This is a genomic window from Moorena sp. SIO3I8 (assembly GCF_010692325.1).
Classification (GTDB): Bacteria; Cyanobacteriota; Cyanobacteriia; order Cyanobacteriales; family Coleofasciculaceae; genus Moorena.
In genome coordinates this window covers 23,699-41,850 of the sequence record NZ_JAAHHW010000053.1, presented here as the reverse complement: position 1 = coordinate 41,850, position 18,152 = coordinate 23,699, and the positions used below count along the sequence as shown (strand labels likewise).

Annotated in this window: 19 protein-coding genes and 1 pseudogene; 8 read left to right on the top strand and 12 right to left on the bottom strand. The window is 43.7% G+C overall.

Annotated features, from left to right (window positions below; all coding sequences use genetic code 11):
* The 4 genes and pseudogenes from F6K51_RS20070 to coaBC form a co-directional block, all read left to right on the top strand.
* Window positions 1-1,607: pseudogene (locus F6K51_RS20070) on the top strand (hypothetical protein); the annotation flags it as partial.
* Window positions 1,608-2,083: 476 nt separating this feature from the next.
* Window positions 2,084-3,379 carry a carboxyl-terminal processing protease CtpC gene (gene ctpC, locus F6K51_RS20065; RefSeq protein WP_293023347.1) on the top strand — a complete coding sequence of 432 codons (1,296 nt, stop codon included), beginning with the start codon at window positions 2,084-2,086 and terminating at the stop codon, window positions 3,377-3,379.
* A gap of 862 nt (window positions 3,380-4,241) precedes the next feature.
* Window positions 4,242-4,454, top strand: coding sequence for a DUF2555 domain-containing protein (locus tag F6K51_RS20060; RefSeq protein WP_075900150.1), 213 nt, complete (start codon window positions 4,242-4,244; stop codon window positions 4,452-4,454).
* Entirely contained in the window at window positions 4,451-5,695 is a 1,245-nt protein-coding gene (gene coaBC / locus F6K51_RS20055) for a bifunctional phosphopantothenoylcysteine decarboxylase/phosphopantothenate--cysteine ligase CoaBC (protein ID WP_293023343.1), read from the top strand. The genes F6K51_RS20060 and coaBC overlap by 4 nt, the downstream gene beginning before the upstream one ends.
* 44 nt (window positions 5,696-5,739) lie before the next feature.
* On the opposite strand, the gene arsC is transcribed toward coaBC, so the two are convergent.
* From arsC to purS, 7 genes are all read right to left on the bottom strand, one after another.
* Window positions 5,740-6,135, bottom strand: a complete 396-nt coding sequence (gene arsC / locus F6K51_RS20050) for an arsenate reductase, glutathione/glutaredoxin type (protein ID WP_293023341.1) — start codon at window positions 6,133-6,135, stop codon at window positions 5,740-5,742.
* A gap of 197 nt (window positions 6,136-6,332) precedes the next feature.
* Window positions 6,333-7,049 (bottom strand): MIP/aquaporin family protein, encoded by a 717-nt coding sequence (locus F6K51_RS20045; RefSeq protein WP_293023339.1) that lies wholly within the window; start codon window positions 7,047-7,049, stop codon window positions 6,333-6,335.
* A gap of 85 nt (window positions 7,050-7,134) precedes the next feature.
* Window positions 7,135-8,391: an RNA-guided endonuclease IscB gene (gene iscB / locus F6K51_RS20040; protein WP_293023337.1), complete on the bottom strand. Its 1,257-nt coding sequence runs from the start codon at window positions 8,389-8,391 to the stop codon at window positions 7,135-7,137.
* A 175-nt stretch (window positions 8,392-8,566) separates the two neighbouring features.
* Window positions 8,567-8,704, bottom strand: coding sequence for a hypothetical protein (locus F6K51_RS20035; RefSeq protein ID WP_293023334.1), 138 nt, complete (start codon window positions 8,702-8,704; stop codon window positions 8,567-8,569).
* 14 nt (window positions 8,705-8,718) lie between these two features.
* Window positions 8,719-9,021, bottom strand: a complete 303-nt coding sequence (locus F6K51_RS20030; protein WP_293023332.1) for an MSMEG_0570 family nitrogen starvation response protein — start codon at window positions 9,019-9,021, stop codon at window positions 8,719-8,721.
* 303 nt (window positions 9,022-9,324) lie between these two features.
* A complete protein-coding gene (gene purQ, locus F6K51_RS20025; protein ID WP_293023330.1) occupies window positions 9,325-10,020 on the bottom strand; it encodes a phosphoribosylformylglycinamidine synthase subunit PurQ in 696 nt (231 codons plus the stop codon).
* Entirely contained in the window at window positions 10,017-10,298 is a 282-nt protein-coding gene (gene purS / locus F6K51_RS20020) for a phosphoribosylformylglycinamidine synthase subunit PurS (RefSeq protein WP_293023328.1), read from the bottom strand. The genes purQ and purS overlap by 4 nt, the downstream gene beginning before the upstream one ends.
* 302 nt (window positions 10,299-10,600) lie before the next feature.
* Between purS and F6K51_RS20015 the strand changes: the two genes are divergently transcribed.
* Window positions 10,601-11,008 carry a transcriptional repressor gene (locus F6K51_RS20015; protein ID WP_293023325.1) on the top strand — a complete coding sequence of 136 codons (408 nt, stop codon included), beginning with the start codon at window positions 10,601-10,603 and terminating at the stop codon, window positions 11,006-11,008.
* Between the two features lie 251 nt (window positions 11,009-11,259).
* Window positions 11,260-11,472 (top strand): hypothetical protein, encoded by a 213-nt coding sequence (locus tag F6K51_RS20010; protein WP_293023322.1) that lies wholly within the window; start codon window positions 11,260-11,262, stop codon window positions 11,470-11,472.
* Between the two features lie 189 nt (window positions 11,473-11,661).
* Here F6K51_RS20010 and F6K51_RS20005 read toward each other — a convergent pair whose 3' ends face one another.
* Both F6K51_RS20005 and F6K51_RS20000 read right to left on the bottom strand, forming a co-directional pair.
* Complete coding sequence (locus F6K51_RS20005) at window positions 11,662-12,654, bottom strand: SPFH domain-containing protein (protein ID WP_293023320.1); 993 nt, start codon at window positions 12,652-12,654, stop codon at window positions 11,662-11,664.
* 318 nt (window positions 12,655-12,972) lie between these two features.
* The gene (locus F6K51_RS20000) at window positions 12,973-13,404 is read right to left on the bottom strand and encodes an NfeD family protein (RefSeq protein WP_293023318.1); all 432 of its coding nucleotides are present in this window, start codon (window positions 13,402-13,404) and stop codon (window positions 12,973-12,975) included.
* Between the two features lie 229 nt (window positions 13,405-13,633).
* Here F6K51_RS20000 and F6K51_RS19995 point away from each other — a divergent pair, with 229 nt between their 5' ends.
* Window positions 13,634-15,640 (top strand): protein phosphatase 2C domain-containing protein, encoded by a 2,007-nt coding sequence (locus F6K51_RS19995; protein ID WP_293023316.1) that lies wholly within the window; start codon window positions 13,634-13,636, stop codon window positions 15,638-15,640.
* A 179-nt stretch (window positions 15,641-15,819) separates the two neighbouring features.
* Window positions 15,820-16,047, top strand: coding sequence for a ferredoxin-thioredoxin reductase variable chain (locus tag F6K51_RS19990; RefSeq protein ID WP_293023313.1), 228 nt, complete (start codon window positions 15,820-15,822; stop codon window positions 16,045-16,047).
* 177 nt (window positions 16,048-16,224) lie between these two features.
* Here F6K51_RS19990 and F6K51_RS38500 read toward each other — a convergent pair whose 3' ends face one another.
* The 3 genes from F6K51_RS38500 to F6K51_RS19975 form a co-directional block, all read right to left on the bottom strand.
* Window positions 16,225-16,698, bottom strand: coding sequence for a hypothetical protein (locus F6K51_RS38500; RefSeq protein ID WP_365940003.1), 474 nt, complete (start codon window positions 16,696-16,698; stop codon window positions 16,225-16,227).
* A 151-nt stretch (window positions 16,699-16,849) separates the two neighbouring features.
* On the bottom strand, window positions 16,850-17,695 hold the full coding sequence (locus F6K51_RS19980) for a YdcF family protein (protein ID WP_293023311.1): 846 nt from the start codon (window positions 17,693-17,695) through the stop codon (window positions 16,850-16,852).
* 122 nt (window positions 17,696-17,817) lie between these two features.
* The gene (locus F6K51_RS19975; RefSeq protein ID WP_075900184.1) at window positions 17,818-18,135 is read right to left on the bottom strand and encodes a hypothetical protein; all 318 of its coding nucleotides are present in this window, start codon (window positions 18,133-18,135) and stop codon (window positions 17,818-17,820) included.
* Window positions 18,136-18,152 lie beyond the last annotated feature (17 nt).

The window sequence follows — 18,152 nt, the reverse complement described above, 5'->3', positions numbered from 1 at the left end:
GCCAGATGATGGCTGCGGCTGGCAAAGATAAGAAAATTCGATTATGGACCGTTGATGGCAAATTAATTAAAACCTTTTCCGGTCACCGGGGTGTAGTGCGGTCGGTAAGCTTTAGTGGAGATGGCAAGATCATTGCTTCTGCTAGTGCGGATAACACCATTAAGTTGTGGAGTCAAACGGGAAAATTGCTAAATACTCTTAGAGGACATAGCGCTCAGGTGAATTGTGTAGTATTTAGTCCAGATAGTCAGTTAATTGCCTCCGCTAGCGATGATCAAACGGTCAGGTTGTGGAGTGCCAATGGCAAGCTAATCAAAACCTTTCCCAAGCACCAGCGATGGGTTAATGGTGTTTCTTTCAGTGCTGATGGTCAACTGATTGCCTCTGCCAGTGATGATAATACAGTGCGGCTATGGAACCGTGAAGGCACTTTAATAAACACGTTTAAGGGACACAGCGATGGGGTTAGTGGTGTCAGTTTCAGTCCTACTAAACCTTTTAGTTCTCAAAACAACCTAGCTTACAGCAAGTCCCATATTCCTCTACAACCATCCAACCCTCAAACTGACCAACTGATTCTGGCTTCAGCCAGCCACGATAAAACTATCAAGCTCTGGAGTAGTATTAATCAGTCTCACGTAATTTTAAGAGGACATCAGGATGATGTACAGGATGTCACCTTTTCTCCAGACTCTCAACAGATTGCGACAGCTAGTAATGACAGAACTGTTAAGCTTTGGGATCGCAACGGTAAGCTGCTCCACACCTTGAAAGGGCATCATGATCTCGTCTATAGCATCAGTTTCAGTCCTGATGGTGAGCTAATTGCCTCCGGTAGTCGAGATGGCACCGTGAAACTGTGGCATCGTAGCGGTACTTTGATTAAGACAATAAAGGGACATCAGGACTGGGTATTGAATGTTAGTTTTAGTCCTGACTCGAAGCGCCTCGCGTCTGCCAGTCGGGACAGGACAGTAAAAATTTGGGATCGCACTGGTAAATTGATTAATACCCTGACTGGTCATAGTGAGCGGGTTAATGCAGTTAAGTTTAGCCAGGATAGTCAGCGATTGGCATCGGCCAGTGATGATAAAACTGTAAAGCTGTGGAGTGCTGATGGGAAACTTCTGAAAACACTACCAGGTCATCACAATTGGGTTTTGGATCTCAGCTTCTCACCCGACAACAAGTTCTTAGCAACAGCAAGCTATGATAACACTGTGAAACTCTGGCGCAAAGATGGCACCTTACAATCAACCCTCAAAGGCCATACTGATAGTGTGGCGAAAGTCCATTTTAGCCCCAAGGGCAAAATTTTGGCAACCAGCAGCTGGGACAACCAGGTTCAGCTATGGCGCTTCGACGACACCCTGATCAAAACCTTGAAAGCTGGTGAGCATCGCGTCACAAATCTTAGCTGGAGCCATGATGGAACAGCTTTGGCAGTGGCTAGTGAAGATGCTACAGTGGCAATTTGGAATTTGAATTTAGACGATCTGCTAGATAAAAGCTGCCACTGGCTCAGAAATTATCTCCAAAACAACCCAGAAGTCAGAGAAAGCGATCGCCAACTCTGTCAGCTGATCACAAACAGCCATATGAAATAGAATAATCAGTAAGTCCTTTGCGGTAATGTTAGACTGGGAAATAGTGAATAGGTAATCATTGAACAACTAACGATGAAAACCAATGACCACAATAATTTTCCGGAGGGGAAGTTGGGTGGGAGGAAAATTAATAATATGGGACTGATACCCCCAGCTTCCTTATCCTTAGTCAGGATAGGTTATTTCTTGAAATCCTAGCTAGATGGGATTATGGTGGTGTGGTGTGGTGGTATGATGGCGTGATTAGCTAATGAGGTTAGTATGGATAAATAATATCCTCACGACCCTAATCAACAACATAGATGACCCCTAAAAGGCTATAGCCATAGGGGTATATTACCAGGGTTATACTACCCAAAATTGAACAAGGGGGTGTCAGTCTCAGATTGATTTGCATAGGAGCTGTCTGACATCCCCGTTCGTTAGATTTAGCTTAGCTCCTTTGCATTAGTTTCCCGACCTTAAGCGAAAGGATTATGGTAATTACAAAACGTGGCCTGGTTCTTGGTGCGACAGCAGTAGTCCTAACAACTGTAGCAGTTACAGGAGCTGGTCTTCATCTATCTCAAAGTCAGGCTTTCTTTCGCGAGAGTCCTAAGGAGCTAGTTGATGAAGTTTGGCAAATTATTAACCGCAGGTATGTAGATGCTACCTTCAACCAGGTTGATTGGGAAGAAGTTCGCCAAGATTATCTGAATCGCTCTTACAGCAGCAAGGAACAAGCCTACAAGGCAATCCGGGAAATGCTAGAGCCCTTGGACGATCCTTACACCCGGTTTATGGATCCAGAAGAGTTCAAGAATATGCAGATTGATACATCTGGGGAATTAACTGGTGTAGGTATTCAGATTGCCCTGGATGAGGAAACAAAAAAGTTGATGGTGATTTCCCCAATTGAGGATACCCCAGCTTTTAAAGCGGGAATCCTGGCAAAGGATATCATTATCAAAATTGATGGCAAGAGTACCGAAGGTATGGATGTCAACGATGCAGTTCAACTGATTCGAGGCAAGCCAGGAACTTCCGTGACTTTGACCATTCAGCGAGGCCAAAAGGTAGTGGACTATCCGATCACACGAGCTAGGATTGAAATCCACCCTGTAAAGTATAGCTATCGGGAAACTTCAGATGGTTATGGCATCGGCTACATTCGCCTTTCTCAATTTAGTGCTAACGCGGCCAAGGAGATGGGCGAAGCAATCCGAAAGTTAGAAGATCAGAAGGTGAGTGGCTATGTTTTAGATCTCCGCTCTAACCCTGGTGGGCTACTTTATGCCAGCATTGAAATTGCTAGGATGTGGTTTGATTCCGGTACGATTGTCTCAACAGTTAACCGCATCGGCAAAGCCGAATACCAGAAAGCAATTAATCGCTCTCTGACCGATAAACCATTAGTGGTACTGGTGGATGGTGGTTCAGCCAGTGCTAGCGAAATTCTTTCGGGTGCTTTACAAGACAATCAACGTGCCATCTTGGTAGGAACTAAGACTTTTGGTAAGGGCTTAGTCCAATCCGTGCGAGGGCTTGGAGATGGCTCAGGTCTGGCAGTAACCATTGCTAAGTACCTTACCCCTAGTGGTCGCGATATCAATAAGTCCGGAATTGAACCAGATATTGTGTTTGAGCTTTCGGATGAACAGCGTAAAGACTTGCAGAAAAATCGTGAAAAAGTTGGCACCTTGGAAGATGCTCAGTATGCCAAAGCGTTTCAGATTTTGATGCAGGAAATTGCTGCCAAACAAGGCTCAAGGGCAGAAGGTAAAGCTCGTTAAGCCTTAAACCTTTCACTGATTGAGAGTGGGTCGAATGTGGCAAGAGATGGGAGATTTTATGTTAGCAATTCTCCCAACTATTTCTAATTGATAATTGTTAATTGGTAACGAGTAATTGGTAACGAGTAATTGGTAATTGCCAAACGCAATATGGTTATAAGTTAAAATGTAATTAAGTTAAGATATCTTACTGATATGAGGTTAACCTTCCCCTTTCCCTTTCAAGCAAAGTATGATGTTCTAAGTCCATGTAGTAGTGATAGACTTGGTAAGTGATCGGGCTTTCCAAGTAGTGTATTCCGAGAAAAATTTTTGCTATTCCGGACTTAGTATACATTGAGTCAGCATTTTTTTGATGGAGCGGTCTTGTTGATAATTGAGACCGTTTTTTTTGTACCACAAGTCAGAATAATTACCAACTTATTATAATCCTAGCCCGGTTACCCGTCACATAAATCTCCTTTAAATTTCCTTAGTGACGAAAAAGTAGAGACGTAGCATGCTAAATCTCTAATGAACCAACGATCAGCACTAGTCGAGTTGAATACAACTGCTGGAGACTGCGGAGCACTTGGGAAGAGCGATCGCTATTGCCAAAAATCTGTGCCACCTAATCAGAGCCAGGGCTTTTAAACTGAATAAATATAACCAACTAATAATAGTTCGTTTATGAATAAGTGATATTTCTATAGTAAGCCTCCATACAAATGACCCCTAAAAACTGATAAAAAATTTACGAATACTTCACGCTAAAGCTGGTATGATATATACTCAGTCGTGTCACTAAATAGGGATAATAGAAGTAAAGTTGTCGAAGACGTACAACTGTTAACAAAAAAGCTAAGTAAGAGAGGCGTGAGCAATGGCAACTACGACCATTTCCCAACGTGACCTTTCAGCTCTCAGTGCAGAGGACGTTGCCAAGTTGGCTGCACGTCTAGAGCTGGATGATTACTCTGGCGCATTTGAAGGACTCAAAGATTGGCATCTGCTGCGGGCACTGGCCTTTCAGCGTCCAGAGTTAGCAGAACCCTATATCTACTTACTGGACATGGAAGCTTACGACGAGGCGTGAATAAGGGTAGAAAAGTTTTAATTGGTGTATGTGGGGGCATCGCTGCCTATAAAGTTTGTGAGGTTGTTTCTACCCTATTTAAGGGGGTTGCTGAAGTAAGGGTAATTCTAACCCAGGGAGCTGAAAAATTTATCACTCCTTTGACTCTTAGTACCCTCTCTCGCTATCCAGCTTATACGGACAACGTATTCTGGCAAGCAAAGCACGAACGCCCGGTGCATATTGAATTAGGGGAATGGGCAGAAGTATTGGTGATTGCTCCTCTGACGGCTAATACCCTAGGTAAGTTGGCTTATGGTTTAGCCGATAACTTACTAACCAATACGGTTCTAGCGTCTAGTTGCCCTATTTTGTTGGCACCAGCGATGAATACAGATATGTGGAAGCAGCAGTCAGTGCAACGAAATTGGCAACAGCTGTTAAGTGACCCCAGGTATCATAGTGTTGGTCCAACAGCAGGACGGTTAGCATGCGATCGCATTGGTGCAGGACGGATGGCAGAACCAGAGGAGATAATCGCCTCTATCCAATCCCTGCTGTACACTGGTGGCAAACGAGACTTAACCGGTAAACAAGTCTTAATCAGTACTGGTGGCACTCGGGAATATATAGATCCAGTACGCTTTATCGGGAATCCTGCCACAGGCAAGATGGGACTAGCCCTAGCCCAAGCTGCCAGAAATAGGGGAGCAATTGTCACCCTAGTTCATGGACCAGCTACTTGGGAAGCACCGATGGGTATCCGGACAATTCCAGTAGTGAGTGCTACTGAGATGCATCGGGCGATGCTAGCAGATTTTGCCAATGCTGATTTGATTGTGATGGCAGCAGCAGTAGCAGATATAACCCCTGGAATCTACCAGGAGATGAAGATACCGAAGCATGGACTTCCTGCTGCTCTACCTTTAAAACCAGTGCCAGATATCCTAGCTGAATTGGGACGACTGAAACAGCCCAATCAGTACTTAGTTGGATTTGCTGCACAAACTGGAGATATTATCAAGCCTGCGTTACAAAAATTAAACAAGAAACGATTGGATGCCATCGTAGCTAACCCAGTTGACAAACCAAATGCTGGTTTTGGCAGTGATACCAACCAAGCAATTTTGATTGATAACAGAGGACGCCATCAACAGATTAATCGCTGCACTAAATTAGAGTTAGCTCACCATTTATTTGATTTTATCCAAAATCCTCCGGAAGGTAATAGTAATGTAAAGTATCAAATAATTACTAGATAAATAGGCTGTTTATAAGTCCTTGAAATTAACCGTAAACCAACTAATTAGCTCAAGGTTTCCACTAACTTAGCTACTCGTTCTTTAATTTCATCTCGGACACGGCGAAACGTCTCTAGTGGTTGCCCATCAGGATCATCGAGCTGCCAATCTTCAAACACATCTCGTAATACCCAGGCTTCTGGTAAATTAACACCACAGCCGCACAAGGAAAATACAGCATCATAGTCTTCAGCCTTGAAATCGTTTAAAGGATTAGAGGTCTGGTCAGTAATATCTATATTAATTTCATCCATGACTTGAATTGCCGTAGGATGAACTCGACTTGCTTCTAGTCCAGAACTAGTAACAGAAATCTTTCCTTGTCCTAAGGTTCTAGCAAACCCCTCTGCCATTTGAGAGCGGCAGGAATTTCTTTTACAAACAAACATGATTTGTTTCATAGTTATTTTTTTTGTTAGTTGTTATTTGTTAGTTTTTAGCTTAAATTTTATACATTTAAACTGTATATTATTGAAATTAACTAAAAAAAATAGAATCCACTCCTCTTTTGCCTATTGCCTATTGCCTATTGCCTATTGCCTATTGCCTATTGCCTTGCTAAAACCCATTTTAAATGCGTTTTAGCTTAGCTATGCTTTTACTGAATATCCCGAAATCCATGGGAAAGTTGCCGATAAGCAATCACGGCTAATTGCGCTCCTACAATTGGGGCAACCCAATAAATCCATTGATGTTGCCAAATCCCAGCTACTAAGGCTGGCCCTAATGAACGGGCTGGATTCATGCTGGCACCGGTAATTGGTCCGAAGCAAGCTGCTTCTAATGCTACGGTTAAGCCAATAGCCAAACCAGCAAAGCCAATGGGAGCACGGCGGTCGAGACCAGAGCCTAAGATCACAAACATTAAGATAAAGGTGAGTACTACTTCCAGCACTAAGGATTGAAACCAGTTCCCTTGTAGAGGCAGAGTTGCCCCGAGCTCAGCAACATACCCCAGTGTCAGCAACAGTAATGTTGAAGCAGCGATCGCACCAATGCATTGAGCCAGGATATAAGGTAACACCTTGCGAGCGGGAAAAAAGCCACTAGCCCAAAAAGCAAGAGTCACAGCTGGGTTAATATGGGCATCGCTAATATGTCCTGTGGCATAGATTAAAGCAGCGACCACTGCTCCAAAAACAAAACTGACGCCCAGATGAGTTAAGGCTCCCCTAGTGATGTGATTCACCATGACAGCACCAGTGCCAACAAAGACTAGGATAAATGTAGCCATGCCCTCAGTTACTGCCTCTCGCCAGCAATGGGATATTAAGGACCAGAGAGTTTGTTTGGGTATCAGTTTGCGGATTCTCATTTAATGGTGATCTAAATTTAGCCACAGCAGGAGGATTTAACAGGAACTTCCAGGACAACTATTCCCTGGTAAATCTCGGCAGATACTAGCAAAAGCTATAAGTGTATCCATCTTTTCGGTATATTGCCGATATATCTTGAGGTTTGCAACTTTTGTAGCCCTTGGTTCCTAACGGGGTAAATCCAAAGCTTCCTTTGCTTCTAGGGGTGACTTTGCCTATTCCTAGTAGAGGATGCTGGGCTATGTCCCCAGTAACCCAGCCTTTGATTGGTTTTAATGGATTGTGTCTGATGGGGTAACCGTATTTGTTAAGTGCTGCTTTCTGTCTCCCTCCGGGTCCCTTGCAAGTGACTAACAGCGGCTGAGAGGTTCTCAACACTAAGGTCTCAATATCCCCAACACAAGCGGCATCAATCCAGTGCTGCTTAGGTAGTTCTAATCTAGTCCGGTTGTATTTGGTTTGCGCTCCCGTTCCGGTGACCACAACCTTGATTAATTGAAGTACCTTAACTAACTTGTTCCGAGTTGCATTTACTGCTGTTGCATCTTTTAATGGCTGCTTAGCTTTAGATTTGATTTTTTGCAGTAGACTTGGCTTCTTTTTTAAGAAGTCTTCTATAGGCTTGTTACCTTTGCGTTGATTACACTTTTTACAAGCCAAACAAAGATTACTTACGCGATCGCTTCCACCAAGTGACCTTGGGTGAATGTGTTCGATTTGCAATGGAACGGATTGCTTACCACAGTAAGTGCATTCTCTTCCCCATTTTTCAAGTAAGTACTCTCTAACCTCATATCCGGCTAACTCTCCTTGCTGGTACTGAATGCCACTGATTTCAGGATTTTGCATTTTTTGGGTGTCAAACTTAACCCTTTCGACCCAAATCTCATTGACTGGGCAGAATTTAATCAATCGTTTTACCCAAGTCTGAATAGTCAAAATCCTGTGTTCTAGACTAGGTGGAAGCCATCCCTCTGGACGCTTACGGTTAAGGAATCTGGGTTTCCTGTAGCGGGTGTTGCGGTTACGTCTCCTACGCCTTACAGCGCTTCTAGACTCTAGTTTTTTCTTAATTAATCCTCCTCTGTGCTCTAATTCCATTCCCCAAATAACTTGGTTGTTTTGGACTAGGGCAAATCCAGTTACCTTACTACCAGGGTCAATCTTTATTTGACAAGGTGAGATGGTTGGATTATTGATCGCAGTCTTTAAGATGATTGTGAACGGGTACATCCTAAAAACGGCAGCCTTACCTTTGTTTAATAACCGGCGAGCTTTCTTTGGTGGAATAGGGTTTAATGGTTGCTTGTTTGTGTCAATAACGAATACGTAATTCTGCATGATTAGTGCAACTCAATTCGGTAATGTGTTCCTCGACAATGTTGGAATGGCTTGTCATGCTAACCACACATTTTGCCTTTTCTTAATAGTTAGCGATAGAGCCGGGAGCTGGAGGTCACCCTCGGGTATCCTGACCAGACCAACGTAGGAAACTAATCCTTAGTCTGCATCTTCGCTAGGCAATCCCAGAGTTTACCGGGAATTGCCAGGCTTTAACGAAGAGTAGCTCAATCACTGCCAGGCGCAGGGGATCGGAAAGAGCATGGAAGCCAGCGAGGATAGTAGTGGAGTCTGGAGGAGAAGTGGCTTGCATCAATTTTTATTGAATTATTCTGTGGGTTGGACATCGATAAATTTAAGTAATCGCACTTTTGGTTCAGATAGATTACTATACTTTTTCGCTTTGTCTTCTATTATCTTCAGTTGTCCTAGTGCTTTGCTACAAGAGAAACCAAATTGAGCTTTGACGCGATCACTACCATCCTGAAGCGCAGTCCGAGATAGTGCCACAAATTCCGAAAGGGAATAGTCTTGCTCAGCATTAAAATATTTCTTGACCACTAGAGAAGGGGAATAGCAAAGTTCTTGATTACCATCAGGCCATTCAATTTGAAAGTTAGTTTCAGGCATTTTTTTATCTTATTCGATTTTATATTTATATTTTTTTATTTTACTAATTATAACGATAAATTTTAACAAACACTCGCTGTCCACTCAACGACTAACCTCTGCTTCTTTATACTTTTTAAAATACTCTTTCGAGCATTAACAGCCACTAATTTTAATCAGATTTACAAAAAGTATAAACTTCAGTTTATGGCAATATTTATCAGTCAACCAGATCCCGTATAATTGCAATCTATTGCAGACAGATAAGGTTTAGGGAACCCATGTAGCGGTCGCGATTATCGGTAATTAGTGGTATCGATAACACTAGCAATCTTCAAAAGTCTTTAACAAACTCTGAAACAATCTCATCCCATCGATATTGCCTAACATCGGATCAGCTGCTCGTTCTGGATGGGGCATCATACCCAAAATTTTGCCAGTGGTATCACAAATTCCGGCAATGTTATTCAGGGAACCATTGGGATTACCTGTTGTCTCTATCTCTCCTGAAACAGTAGCGTAACGAAACAATACCTGACCATTATCTTCGAGAGCTTTGAGAGTTTCAGCATCAGCGTAGTAGCGCCCTTCACCATGGGCAATAGGTAGACTTATAATTTCTCCTGGGTGATAAGCTGTAGTCCAATGTAAATCAGTGCGCTCTACTTTAACTGGAACGCGATCGCAAATAAAATGTAAGTCCCGATTTCTGACTAATGCCCCTGGTAACAGCCCCATTTCCGTCAGCATCTGGAAACCATTACAAATGCCTAGGACAAATTTACCCTGTTTAGCATGGTCTACCACCATTGGCATGACTGGAGAAAACCGGGCAATTGCGCCACAGCGCAGGTAATCCCCATAGCTAAAGCCCCCAGGGAGTACCACCACATCTAAGTCAGAAATATCGGTTTCTTGATGCCAAACCATCCTGGTTGGACATTGGAGTAAGCTAGTTGTAACATAGGCCAAATCGCGATCGCAGTTTGACCCAGGAAAGACCACCACCCCAAATTTCATGCTTCCACTCCTAGTTGTGCTGACATCTCAACCAATTCAAAGCGATAATTTTCAATAACTGGGTTGGCTAACAGCTGGTCACAGATCTGATTCAATTGCTCTTGCGCCATATCTTCATTAGCAGCACTCAGGCTAAGTTCGATATATTTACCAATACGCACCTGTTCTACACTCTCGTAGCCTAGCTGCTTCAGTCCTGACTCAACAGCTACACCGGCTGGATCCAATACCGAGTTTCTAAGTGTAACATAAATATAAGCCTGATATTTGTTAATCACAACTCTCCCCTTTCAATATATAATGATAATGGATATAATATCAAGGATGAACGATCAAGGATTAAAAAATTCTATCAATTAGGTTACTGATAGGTTACTGAGCAATATTTTTTGAGCTAGTATTTTTTCAGCTAGTATTTTTTTTAGCTGCCACAGCGTGTAACCAGCCCTAGCCTAATCCTGGGATTTGGGCACAGCCGCGCTCACTATTGCTGATGATCCGTTGATCATTCATCCTTCTTTACAGTTTGAACCAACAAGCACGATTAACATCAAAAAAATAGGATATTAAAGAAAGATTAATGAAAGGCCAACGCACCCGCTCCCAAGAGCGAATTCTGAAACTGCTCACAAGCTTGAATCGGGCTATGTCGGCCCAAGATCTTTATGTAGAGCTGCGCAAACGTAAGCAATCTATGGGTTTAGCTACAGTTTACCGCGCTTTGGATGCTTTAAAACTAGAAGGAATGGTGCAAGTCCGGACTCTTGGTAGTGGAGAATCCCTCTACAGTGGTGTACAAAATGATCAACATCACCTCACTTGTCTCAATTGTGACATGTCTATTCCCATGGAAGAATGTCCCATACCTCAATTACAGAAGAAGTTGCAAGATTCTTATCAATTCACGATTTTTTACCATACCTTGGAGTTTTTCGGATTATGTGAACAGTGTTCTGTAACTAAGGCTACAGAATCTCAAGAGCCATAATGATATAATACCACAATCACCTAATACAGCCGTGCTAACAGAAGCTTGGTGATGCTGGCTTAGCGGCTTAGCTAGCCAAAGACACGATCCGAGTACAATGTACAATGGAAAATTGCACAGAACTTAAGTGTCGTCTACATCATAAAAAGGTTAAAAAATGGTGATAAGCACTTTAGAGGGATAGTCTCAATTGGCTTTTGCACGGCTTTCAGCCTCCAAAGTGCTAACTAATTTTAATAGGTGCTTGTGTTATGGCTAATATCAGGGAAGTTGTACAAAAAGCGCTCAAAACTGGCTATTTGAGTGTAACAGAAGAAGATAAGCTACGGCAGCTTCTAACTAGAAAATATCCACTGGAAGACTTAAATGCCTTCATGAAACTGCAGCTAGCTGTGATGAATGGTAATGTTAAGCAAGAATCTCGTGAGATGTTCTGTTCCAAGCAACTTTCTCAAGGGATATAGGTATCCTTTGGTTATCCTACTGCCAACGGGTTCAAACTGCTTTGGCTAAAACCGCTTTCAATAGATTCCTATATCCCTTGGCTGTCTTAACAGCTCTGGGTTTGCTTGATGGGAAGATTTTTTAGTTTAAGACATAAGCCCCACCTAAACGGTTATACCCGTCTAGGTATGGCTAATTGAAGCTGAACTTCACCTTTGATTCACATTCATACCTAGGGAATTAGGGTTAACCTTGTCGCCATCACCGACAATCGAACGCATCCCTTCAATGGTTGCCGGAATGCTGCGAGGATCCATAAACATAACTTTACTACTCTCGCTAGTGCCAACTTGCATACCCATATCGATATAATTCTGAGCCAGTAAAAACTGGAGAGCATCACGAGCATTGGGGTCATTATCAAGAGTCTTAGCCACAATTTTCAGAGCCTCAGCAGTGGCTTGTGCCTTGAGAACCTGCTGCTGTCGTTCTGCCTGAGCTTTGAGAACTATTGCCTGTTGTTGAGCTTCAGCGTCCATAATCGCAGCTTTTTTACGGGCTCCAGCATCTAACTCTAGTGCCTCGGCCTTACCTCTGGCAGTGTTAACCGCAGATTCTCGTTCCCCTTCAGAGGTCAAAATTGCCGCCCGTTTGCGGCGTTCTGCTGACATCTGCAACTCCATTGAGTCCTGCACTGCCTGAGACGGCACAATGTCCCGCAGTTCCACCCGCGTGACTTTAACCCCCCAAGGATCAGTGGAAATGTCTAATTCCCGCAGTAGGGTTTCATTGATTTGAGACCGAGCAGTAAAGGTTTGATCCAGTTCCAGTTTCCCCATTTCGGCTCGAATCTGGGTTAGCACCAAGTTCTGCATGGCGGAGCGCAGGTCTTCAACCTTATAGTAGGCTTTCTCCATATCCATGATCCGCCAGTAAACCACAGCGTCAACGGTAATGGAAACATTGTCGGAGGTGATACAAGGCTGAGGTGGCACATCAAGGACTTTTTCCCGAATGGTTTGCTGGTAAACCACTTGCTCAATCACGGGAATGACAAAGTTGAGCCCAGGTTCGAGTTTTTTGCCACTATATTTTCCCAATCGTTCCACTAAGGCTTGGTTTCCTTGATTAATAATCTTGACGGAACCGAGAAGACCTGAACCGCCCAAAGCTAAAAAGACAAGCAAAAACCACTGTGACACGCTCTTTCCTCCCTTTCGGGTAGTGTTTTACAAATTTGTTGTTAGAGGGGGAGCGGATGGGTGGGGAAGGGCAGAAAACTTAATTTAGACTGATTTAGTCTGATTCTCAAGTGCTTGAAGCTGACTTTATGACCCTCTGTCCAACCTGACTGTTCCACGTATCTTTTGTCAAAAAATACTGGACCCGGTGAGCAGGGAGACTCCCAACAACTAGTAACTAGGGGGACTAATAGATCTAACGTTGACTCTATTACTCCATCACCCCATTAACCCATCACTATCCCCTGAACCTGGTAGAGCACCCATGGTCGATCAGCTTCAGTCATGCAATAGGTGATGAGGCACAACAATCAGGGTAGTGCCTTCCCTGCGCACTACGTAGACCTTTTGGTTGGATGCGATCGCATCTGCATAGTCTTCACAACGGGCACGCCATGAGTTGCCTTCATAGAGTACCCGCCCAGTTTGCCCTGGCAGAATTTCTGTCAAGGTTTGAGCTTCCATCGCATCCAAATTTTTGCCCACTCTGGCAGGGGGCATCAGGCGACGGGATAAAAAGACTGAGGCAGTGGAAAGCAGCAACCATAACCCCACTTGTAGGGTATAAGGTATGGGCAAAATCGAGATCACAAATCCTACCACCAAAGCACTGATGCCCATCATGAAAGCAACAAACGCTGTTGGCACAAACAGCTCGACTAAGCACAGCATTGACCCGGCAATTAGCCAAAGCATCGAGGAACTTACCATCGGCTCATCATAATATACGGGGTATGGGGTGAGTAGTTGCAGGTAACTCTACTTTATTTTGTCTGACGTCAGACAAAGATATAGGTTGCTGAGTTATTTGAATTTTCTTTAATTTACTAGACAACTTTGATAGAAAATGTTGAAAAGCTCAAACAACCCCTCTTCTAATTTATCTCAGCCGTCTAGAATTTGACCGTATAGCCGTAAATTAACTTCATAGGTATTAGCCGTGGATCGTTATCTTTGGGCAGTGGGTTCTGCTGCCGTAGAGCTACCAGTTGGAGAACAAGTCGCAGACCGCTACCAGGTAGTTGCCCCGCAAATTTGGCAGGATATGCAGCCAGAACTGCCACCGGATTTTCCTGAACAACTCAACGGCCATATTCTTCCTTACCTACGCTTGTATCCCCACTGCCTCCATGTGCCAGAGGTTTATGGGATATGCCAGTTGCCACAGCAACGGAATTTCCTGTCTACACCCGGTCAAGATGTGGTCATTTTGCTAGAAAATGCCCCGATCGATGCCAATGGCAACTTATATCCCTCAATGGAGTCGATGTGGACTTCTGCTACCGCAGTGCGTCAAGTCTATTGGCTGTGGCAAATTTGGGAATTATGGATACCTTTATCAGAATTGGGTGTGGCTTCTAGCCTGTTAGTACCAAATAATTTGCGAGTTGAAGGGTGGCGGCTGCGACTACGGGAATTATATCAAGATACCATGGCTGATACGAGTATATCACCAGTTGTACCGTCTAATGGTCTAGAGGATAGGGGATTTGATACAGGATTTGATACATTGGTTTCCCCAGACTCCCCTGGCGAACCGAATTCTGTGAGTGAACCCTCTGTCGATGCTAGTCTTAAACAGCTAGGAGAGTGCTGGGAAGCTTGGTGTCGCAAAGCCTCAGTGTCTGTGGCGGATCCGCTACAAGCTATTGCCCAACACCTGCAAACTGAACACCCCTCCTTAAGTGCGATCGCATCCCAACTTAACCACCTATTACTTGAGCAAGCTGCTCAGCAGCCGTTACGGTTAAAAATTGCTGGTATCACCGCAACTGGTTCAAGTCACAGCCACAATGAAGACAGTTGCTATCCCACTAAGGCTGACTTGATTAAGGACCCAGAGCAACCCCAAGACCCTTTGATTCCCCACCTGTCGATTATTTGTGATGGTATTGGTGGTCACGAAGGGGGGGAAATTGCTAGCCAGTTAGCACTACAGTCCATTAAATTACAGGTTCGGGCATTACTGGCTGAGTTGAACGAAGATCCGGAGCTGATGACACCAGAACTCGTAACCGAGAATCTATCAGCAATTATCCGGGTTGCTAATAACATGATTTCTTCTCGCAACGATCAACAAGAACGAGAATCCCGGCGTCGCATGGCTACTACCTTAACTTTAGCGCTACAACTTCCCCAAATGGTGAATACACCAGAAGGGAAAACCAATGGTCACGAAATCTATATCGCTAGTGTAGGAGATAGTCGTGCTTACTGGCTTACTCCCGACTATTGCCAGCAGCTAACTGTAGATGATGATGTGGCTACTCGGGAGGTGAAGCTTGGGCGTAGTCTTTATCGACAAGCGTTGCAGCGATCTGATGCACAAGCACTCACTCAAGCCTTAGGGACAAAGGAGGCTGAATTACTTCGTCCCACTGTGCGACGCTTTATTGTGGAAGAAGATGGTTTGCTGCTGCTGTGTTCCGATGGCTTGAGCAACAACAACTTGATTGAAAAATTTGGTCGAGATTTACCGCAAAAAGTCAATAGCCACCGAATTTCCGTCGAATCGGCAGCTGAGTCTTTAATTGACCTGGCGTTTCAACATAATGGTCAAGATGACATTTCGGTGGTGCTAACATACTGTGCTGTCTCTCCCCAATATCCGACAGTGCTAAATTTGGGAGACATGTCTAGCTCAAAAGAACTACAGGTGGTTAATCTGGAGCAGCAAACCGCTCTGACTTCATCAGTACCAGCGGAAATAACCACAACCAATGACAATAAACCCGAAACCACCCGCTCATACCGGGATTGGATTAGAGCCGTGTTTGGGCTGCTGGGGGTAGTCGGTATACTTGTTGGGGCTGGTGCTATTTTACTGACTACCCAATGGATACTAGCTCCTGAGGGCTTCCAGAAAATGCGCGATCGCTTTTTACCATCACCGGATCCCAATCTACCAGAGTCTTCACCTACCGAGCAGGAGCTCCCAGATAACTAAGGGTGAAACCAGCGCGTGAATAAATTTAATATTATAATTCACTATTATAATTTTAAGCAAGAATCATCGGCATCAGATAGCTAGATGTAAACAACCCACTCTGTGAGACAATAATTAGGTTGCCTGAGCCAACCCTAGCTTAGGTAAGGGATGTCCGTATAATAGTTAGAGTTACTTATATGAAAGTTGGCGATCGCGTCCGAGTCAAAGAATCAGTTGTGGTATATACCCATCCCGAACACAAGAATAAACCTTTTGATATTAAAGGTCTCGAAGGGGAAGTTACCGGAATAATTTCTGAGTGGCAAGGTAGGCCCGTGAGCGCCAATTTACCAATACAAGTCAAGTTTGACAAAAAATTTAAAAAAGTTCACTTCCGTGAAGATGAATTAGAAATTATCCCCTAGGCGGCTATATTATTAGCTATAGCAATCATAATAACCATCATAGGGATTTTTAAACAGGTTGGCACGGATAGGAAAAAGTTAGATAATTACTGTATCTATTGATATCTATTACTATCCGTGTTAAATTTAATTTTTTCAACCATATTTTAAGATAATAAGCTATCCGTTTATTCTAATCTACGACTTGCCGCGACTGAACCAACCAAAAAGGTTGATATCACCACGCATTTTTTCTAATTCCTCTCGATGGCTTTGTGCTGTCAAATAATACCACTGACAATAGTCTTCAAATTCTTGTCGATGCTCTACTTCTTGGCTAAACTCATAAGCTAGCTGGTAAGTGGCAAACATATCGGCTGCTGGTGGTGGTGCTGGGACAATCCGTTGGAATTCTTCTGGCATAGTAACTAGGAAAATATAGCGATTTTCAAACTCATGAGGTACAAATTCATGGGTTTTAGGGAGCAGGGAACAGGGAACAGGGAACAGGGAACAGGGAGTAGAAATTAGGGAAAAGGGAAGAGGAAAGAGGGAAAAAATCCTGTGTACCTCATAGCTATGATAAAAGCTATTATCAAGGATAATATTTGGTTCTTCAGTACCTGCTATGCTAAATTTAAAGTCAAAAAAATCATAAAGCTTACTGTACAAGGGTTATGAGGCTATTTAATTAACAAAATTTTCTAAATACTGCCTCTTTCCCCTGCTCCCTGCTCCCTGCTCCGAAGTCCCTTCGCCAAAGTGTTTATTTAGCATAACAAGTACGGAAGAGCCTAATATTTCAGCAACAATAATAATCTTATTACACCCAACCGCGAATGCGATAAGCTACTATTCCAATGTATTCCTTGATAGCACGGGTAATCCTAGACAATTGATCAGCATTTGGCAGAGAATGTAGCAAAGCAGCTTGACTACTACTGTTAGGTTCATCCAGTTCATATTGAGACACTAGAAAATCTGTTGGTGCTGGGATCACATCAATACCCTGACGCCGGAACACCAGGACAGAACGAGGCATATGGATGGCCGAAGTTACTAATAATACCTTGCGCAAATCCCGCTGATCCAAAATTTTCCGCACATTGACCGCATTTTGGTGAGTGTTTAAAGACCTAGACTCTTGAATGATAGCGACTCTCGGAACACCCAGGTCTTCTAGAATCTGTGCCATGTCTTCTGATTCAGGGGCCAACCGTTGTGAGGATTGAGCACTCTGGGAAGAAAGTCGTTGGCTAGAGTTATTACTACTGGAACCCCAAACAATCCGACCACCAGCAGGAATCACCCAGGGAGCTTTCCCTTCACGGTATAGCTGAGCACCATAGAGAACGCGATCGCCTGCTTCATCTACTTCTGGAGTAGGTCGTGGTGGAAAAGGCGGTTTGGTCGCTCCCCCCAAGATTACGATCACATCAGCCTCAGGTAATTCTGAAGTAGGAAGATATTGCCACTCCAGGGAGCGTATTAAGCTGTTAGTCACCCAAGTATTACTTGAGACCAACAACACAATTAATGCCAAAGCCACGGGTATCGGTACCCAGCGAGGGTTGCGCCAGGACATTACCAAAGCTACTACCAGTAGCACACAAGCCAGGCCCAAAGGGTACAGAAAGAGTGGCAATAGCTTTGAGATAAATATAAACATTTTAGATTTTAGTGACGATCAGACCACATCTATTCCATAGAGTAGTGTGGCAGTTGCCACTAATCTATCTCAAATATCTTGGTATTTACCTTTGACCAATAGCAATAACTAATTCCTCTTGCTTAACGTCTAAAAAATCTACTAATAGGATTGAGTAACCCTTGTGAGCGCCTCTTTTCTCTAACTTTTCGTTCCTGTACAGCTAAACGGATGCCAGTTAAGTCAGAAGTACCTTCCTCGGGATACTCTGCTTGCTGGGGTTGTAAGTCCCTGGGTTTGTCTGGGTGGTGCCACCAGTCAACTATCAAACCACCGGCTAAAGCGCCGATGCCACCAAATAGTAAGCTGAATTGGATGTCGTATCCCAGCAAGGCAAGGGCTAAGATAAAAAACACCAAAATTTGAAGCCCGCTTAAAAAACCGTCTTTCTTACCGTTCATCTGATTAAATATAAGGT

Bases quoted from the DNA above. Each gene is read 5' to 3' on its own strand.
- F6K51_RS20060 (WP_075900150.1), top strand. From the start codon at position 4,242: ATGGCAACTACGACCATTTCCCAACGTGACCTTTCAGCTCTCAGTGCA.
- F6K51_RS20045 (WP_293023339.1), bottom strand. From the start codon at position 7,049: ATGAGAATCCGCAAACTGATACCCAAACAAACTCTCTGGTCCTTAATA.
- F6K51_RS20010 (WP_293023322.1), top strand. From the start codon at position 11,260: ATGGCTAATATCAGGGAAGTTGTACAAAAAGCGCTCAAAACTGGCTAT.
- F6K51_RS19975 (WP_075900184.1), bottom strand. From the start codon at position 18,135: ATGAACGGTAAGAAAGACGGTTTTTTAAGCGGGCTTCAAATTTTGGTG.
- arsC (WP_293023341.1), bottom strand. From the start codon at position 6,135: ATGAAACAAATCATGTTTGTTTGTAAAAGAAATTCCTGCCGCTCTCAA.
- F6K51_RS20015 (WP_293023325.1), top strand. From the start codon at position 10,601: ATGAAAGGCCAACGCACCCGCTCCCAAGAGCGAATTCTGAAACTGCTC.
- F6K51_RS20035 (WP_293023334.1), bottom strand. From the start codon at position 8,704: ATGCAAGCCACTTCTCCTCCAGACTCCACTACTATCCTCGCTGGCTTC.
- F6K51_RS20030 (WP_293023332.1), bottom strand. From the start codon at position 9,021: ATGCCTGAAACTAACTTTCAAATTGAATGGCCTGATGGTAATCAAGAA.
- F6K51_RS19980 (WP_293023311.1), bottom strand. From the start codon at position 17,695: ATGTTTATATTTATCTCAAAGCTATTGCCACTCTTTCTGTACCCTTTG.
- ctpC (WP_293023347.1), top strand. From the start codon at position 2,084: ATGGTAATTACAAAACGTGGCCTGGTTCTTGGTGCGACAGCAGTAGTC.
- purQ (WP_293023330.1), bottom strand. From the start codon at position 10,020: ATGAAATTTGGGGTGGTGGTCTTTCCTGGGTCAAACTGCGATCGCGAT.
- F6K51_RS19990 (WP_293023313.1), top strand. From the start codon at position 15,820: ATGAAAGTTGGCGATCGCGTCCGAGTCAAAGAATCAGTTGTGGTATAT.
- F6K51_RS20000 (WP_293023318.1), bottom strand. From the start codon at position 13,404: ATGGTAAGTTCCTCGATGCTTTGGCTAATTGCCGGGTCAATGCTGTGC.
- iscB (WP_293023337.1), bottom strand. From the start codon at position 8,391: ATGCAGAATTACGTATTCGTTATTGACACAAACAAGCAACCATTAAAC.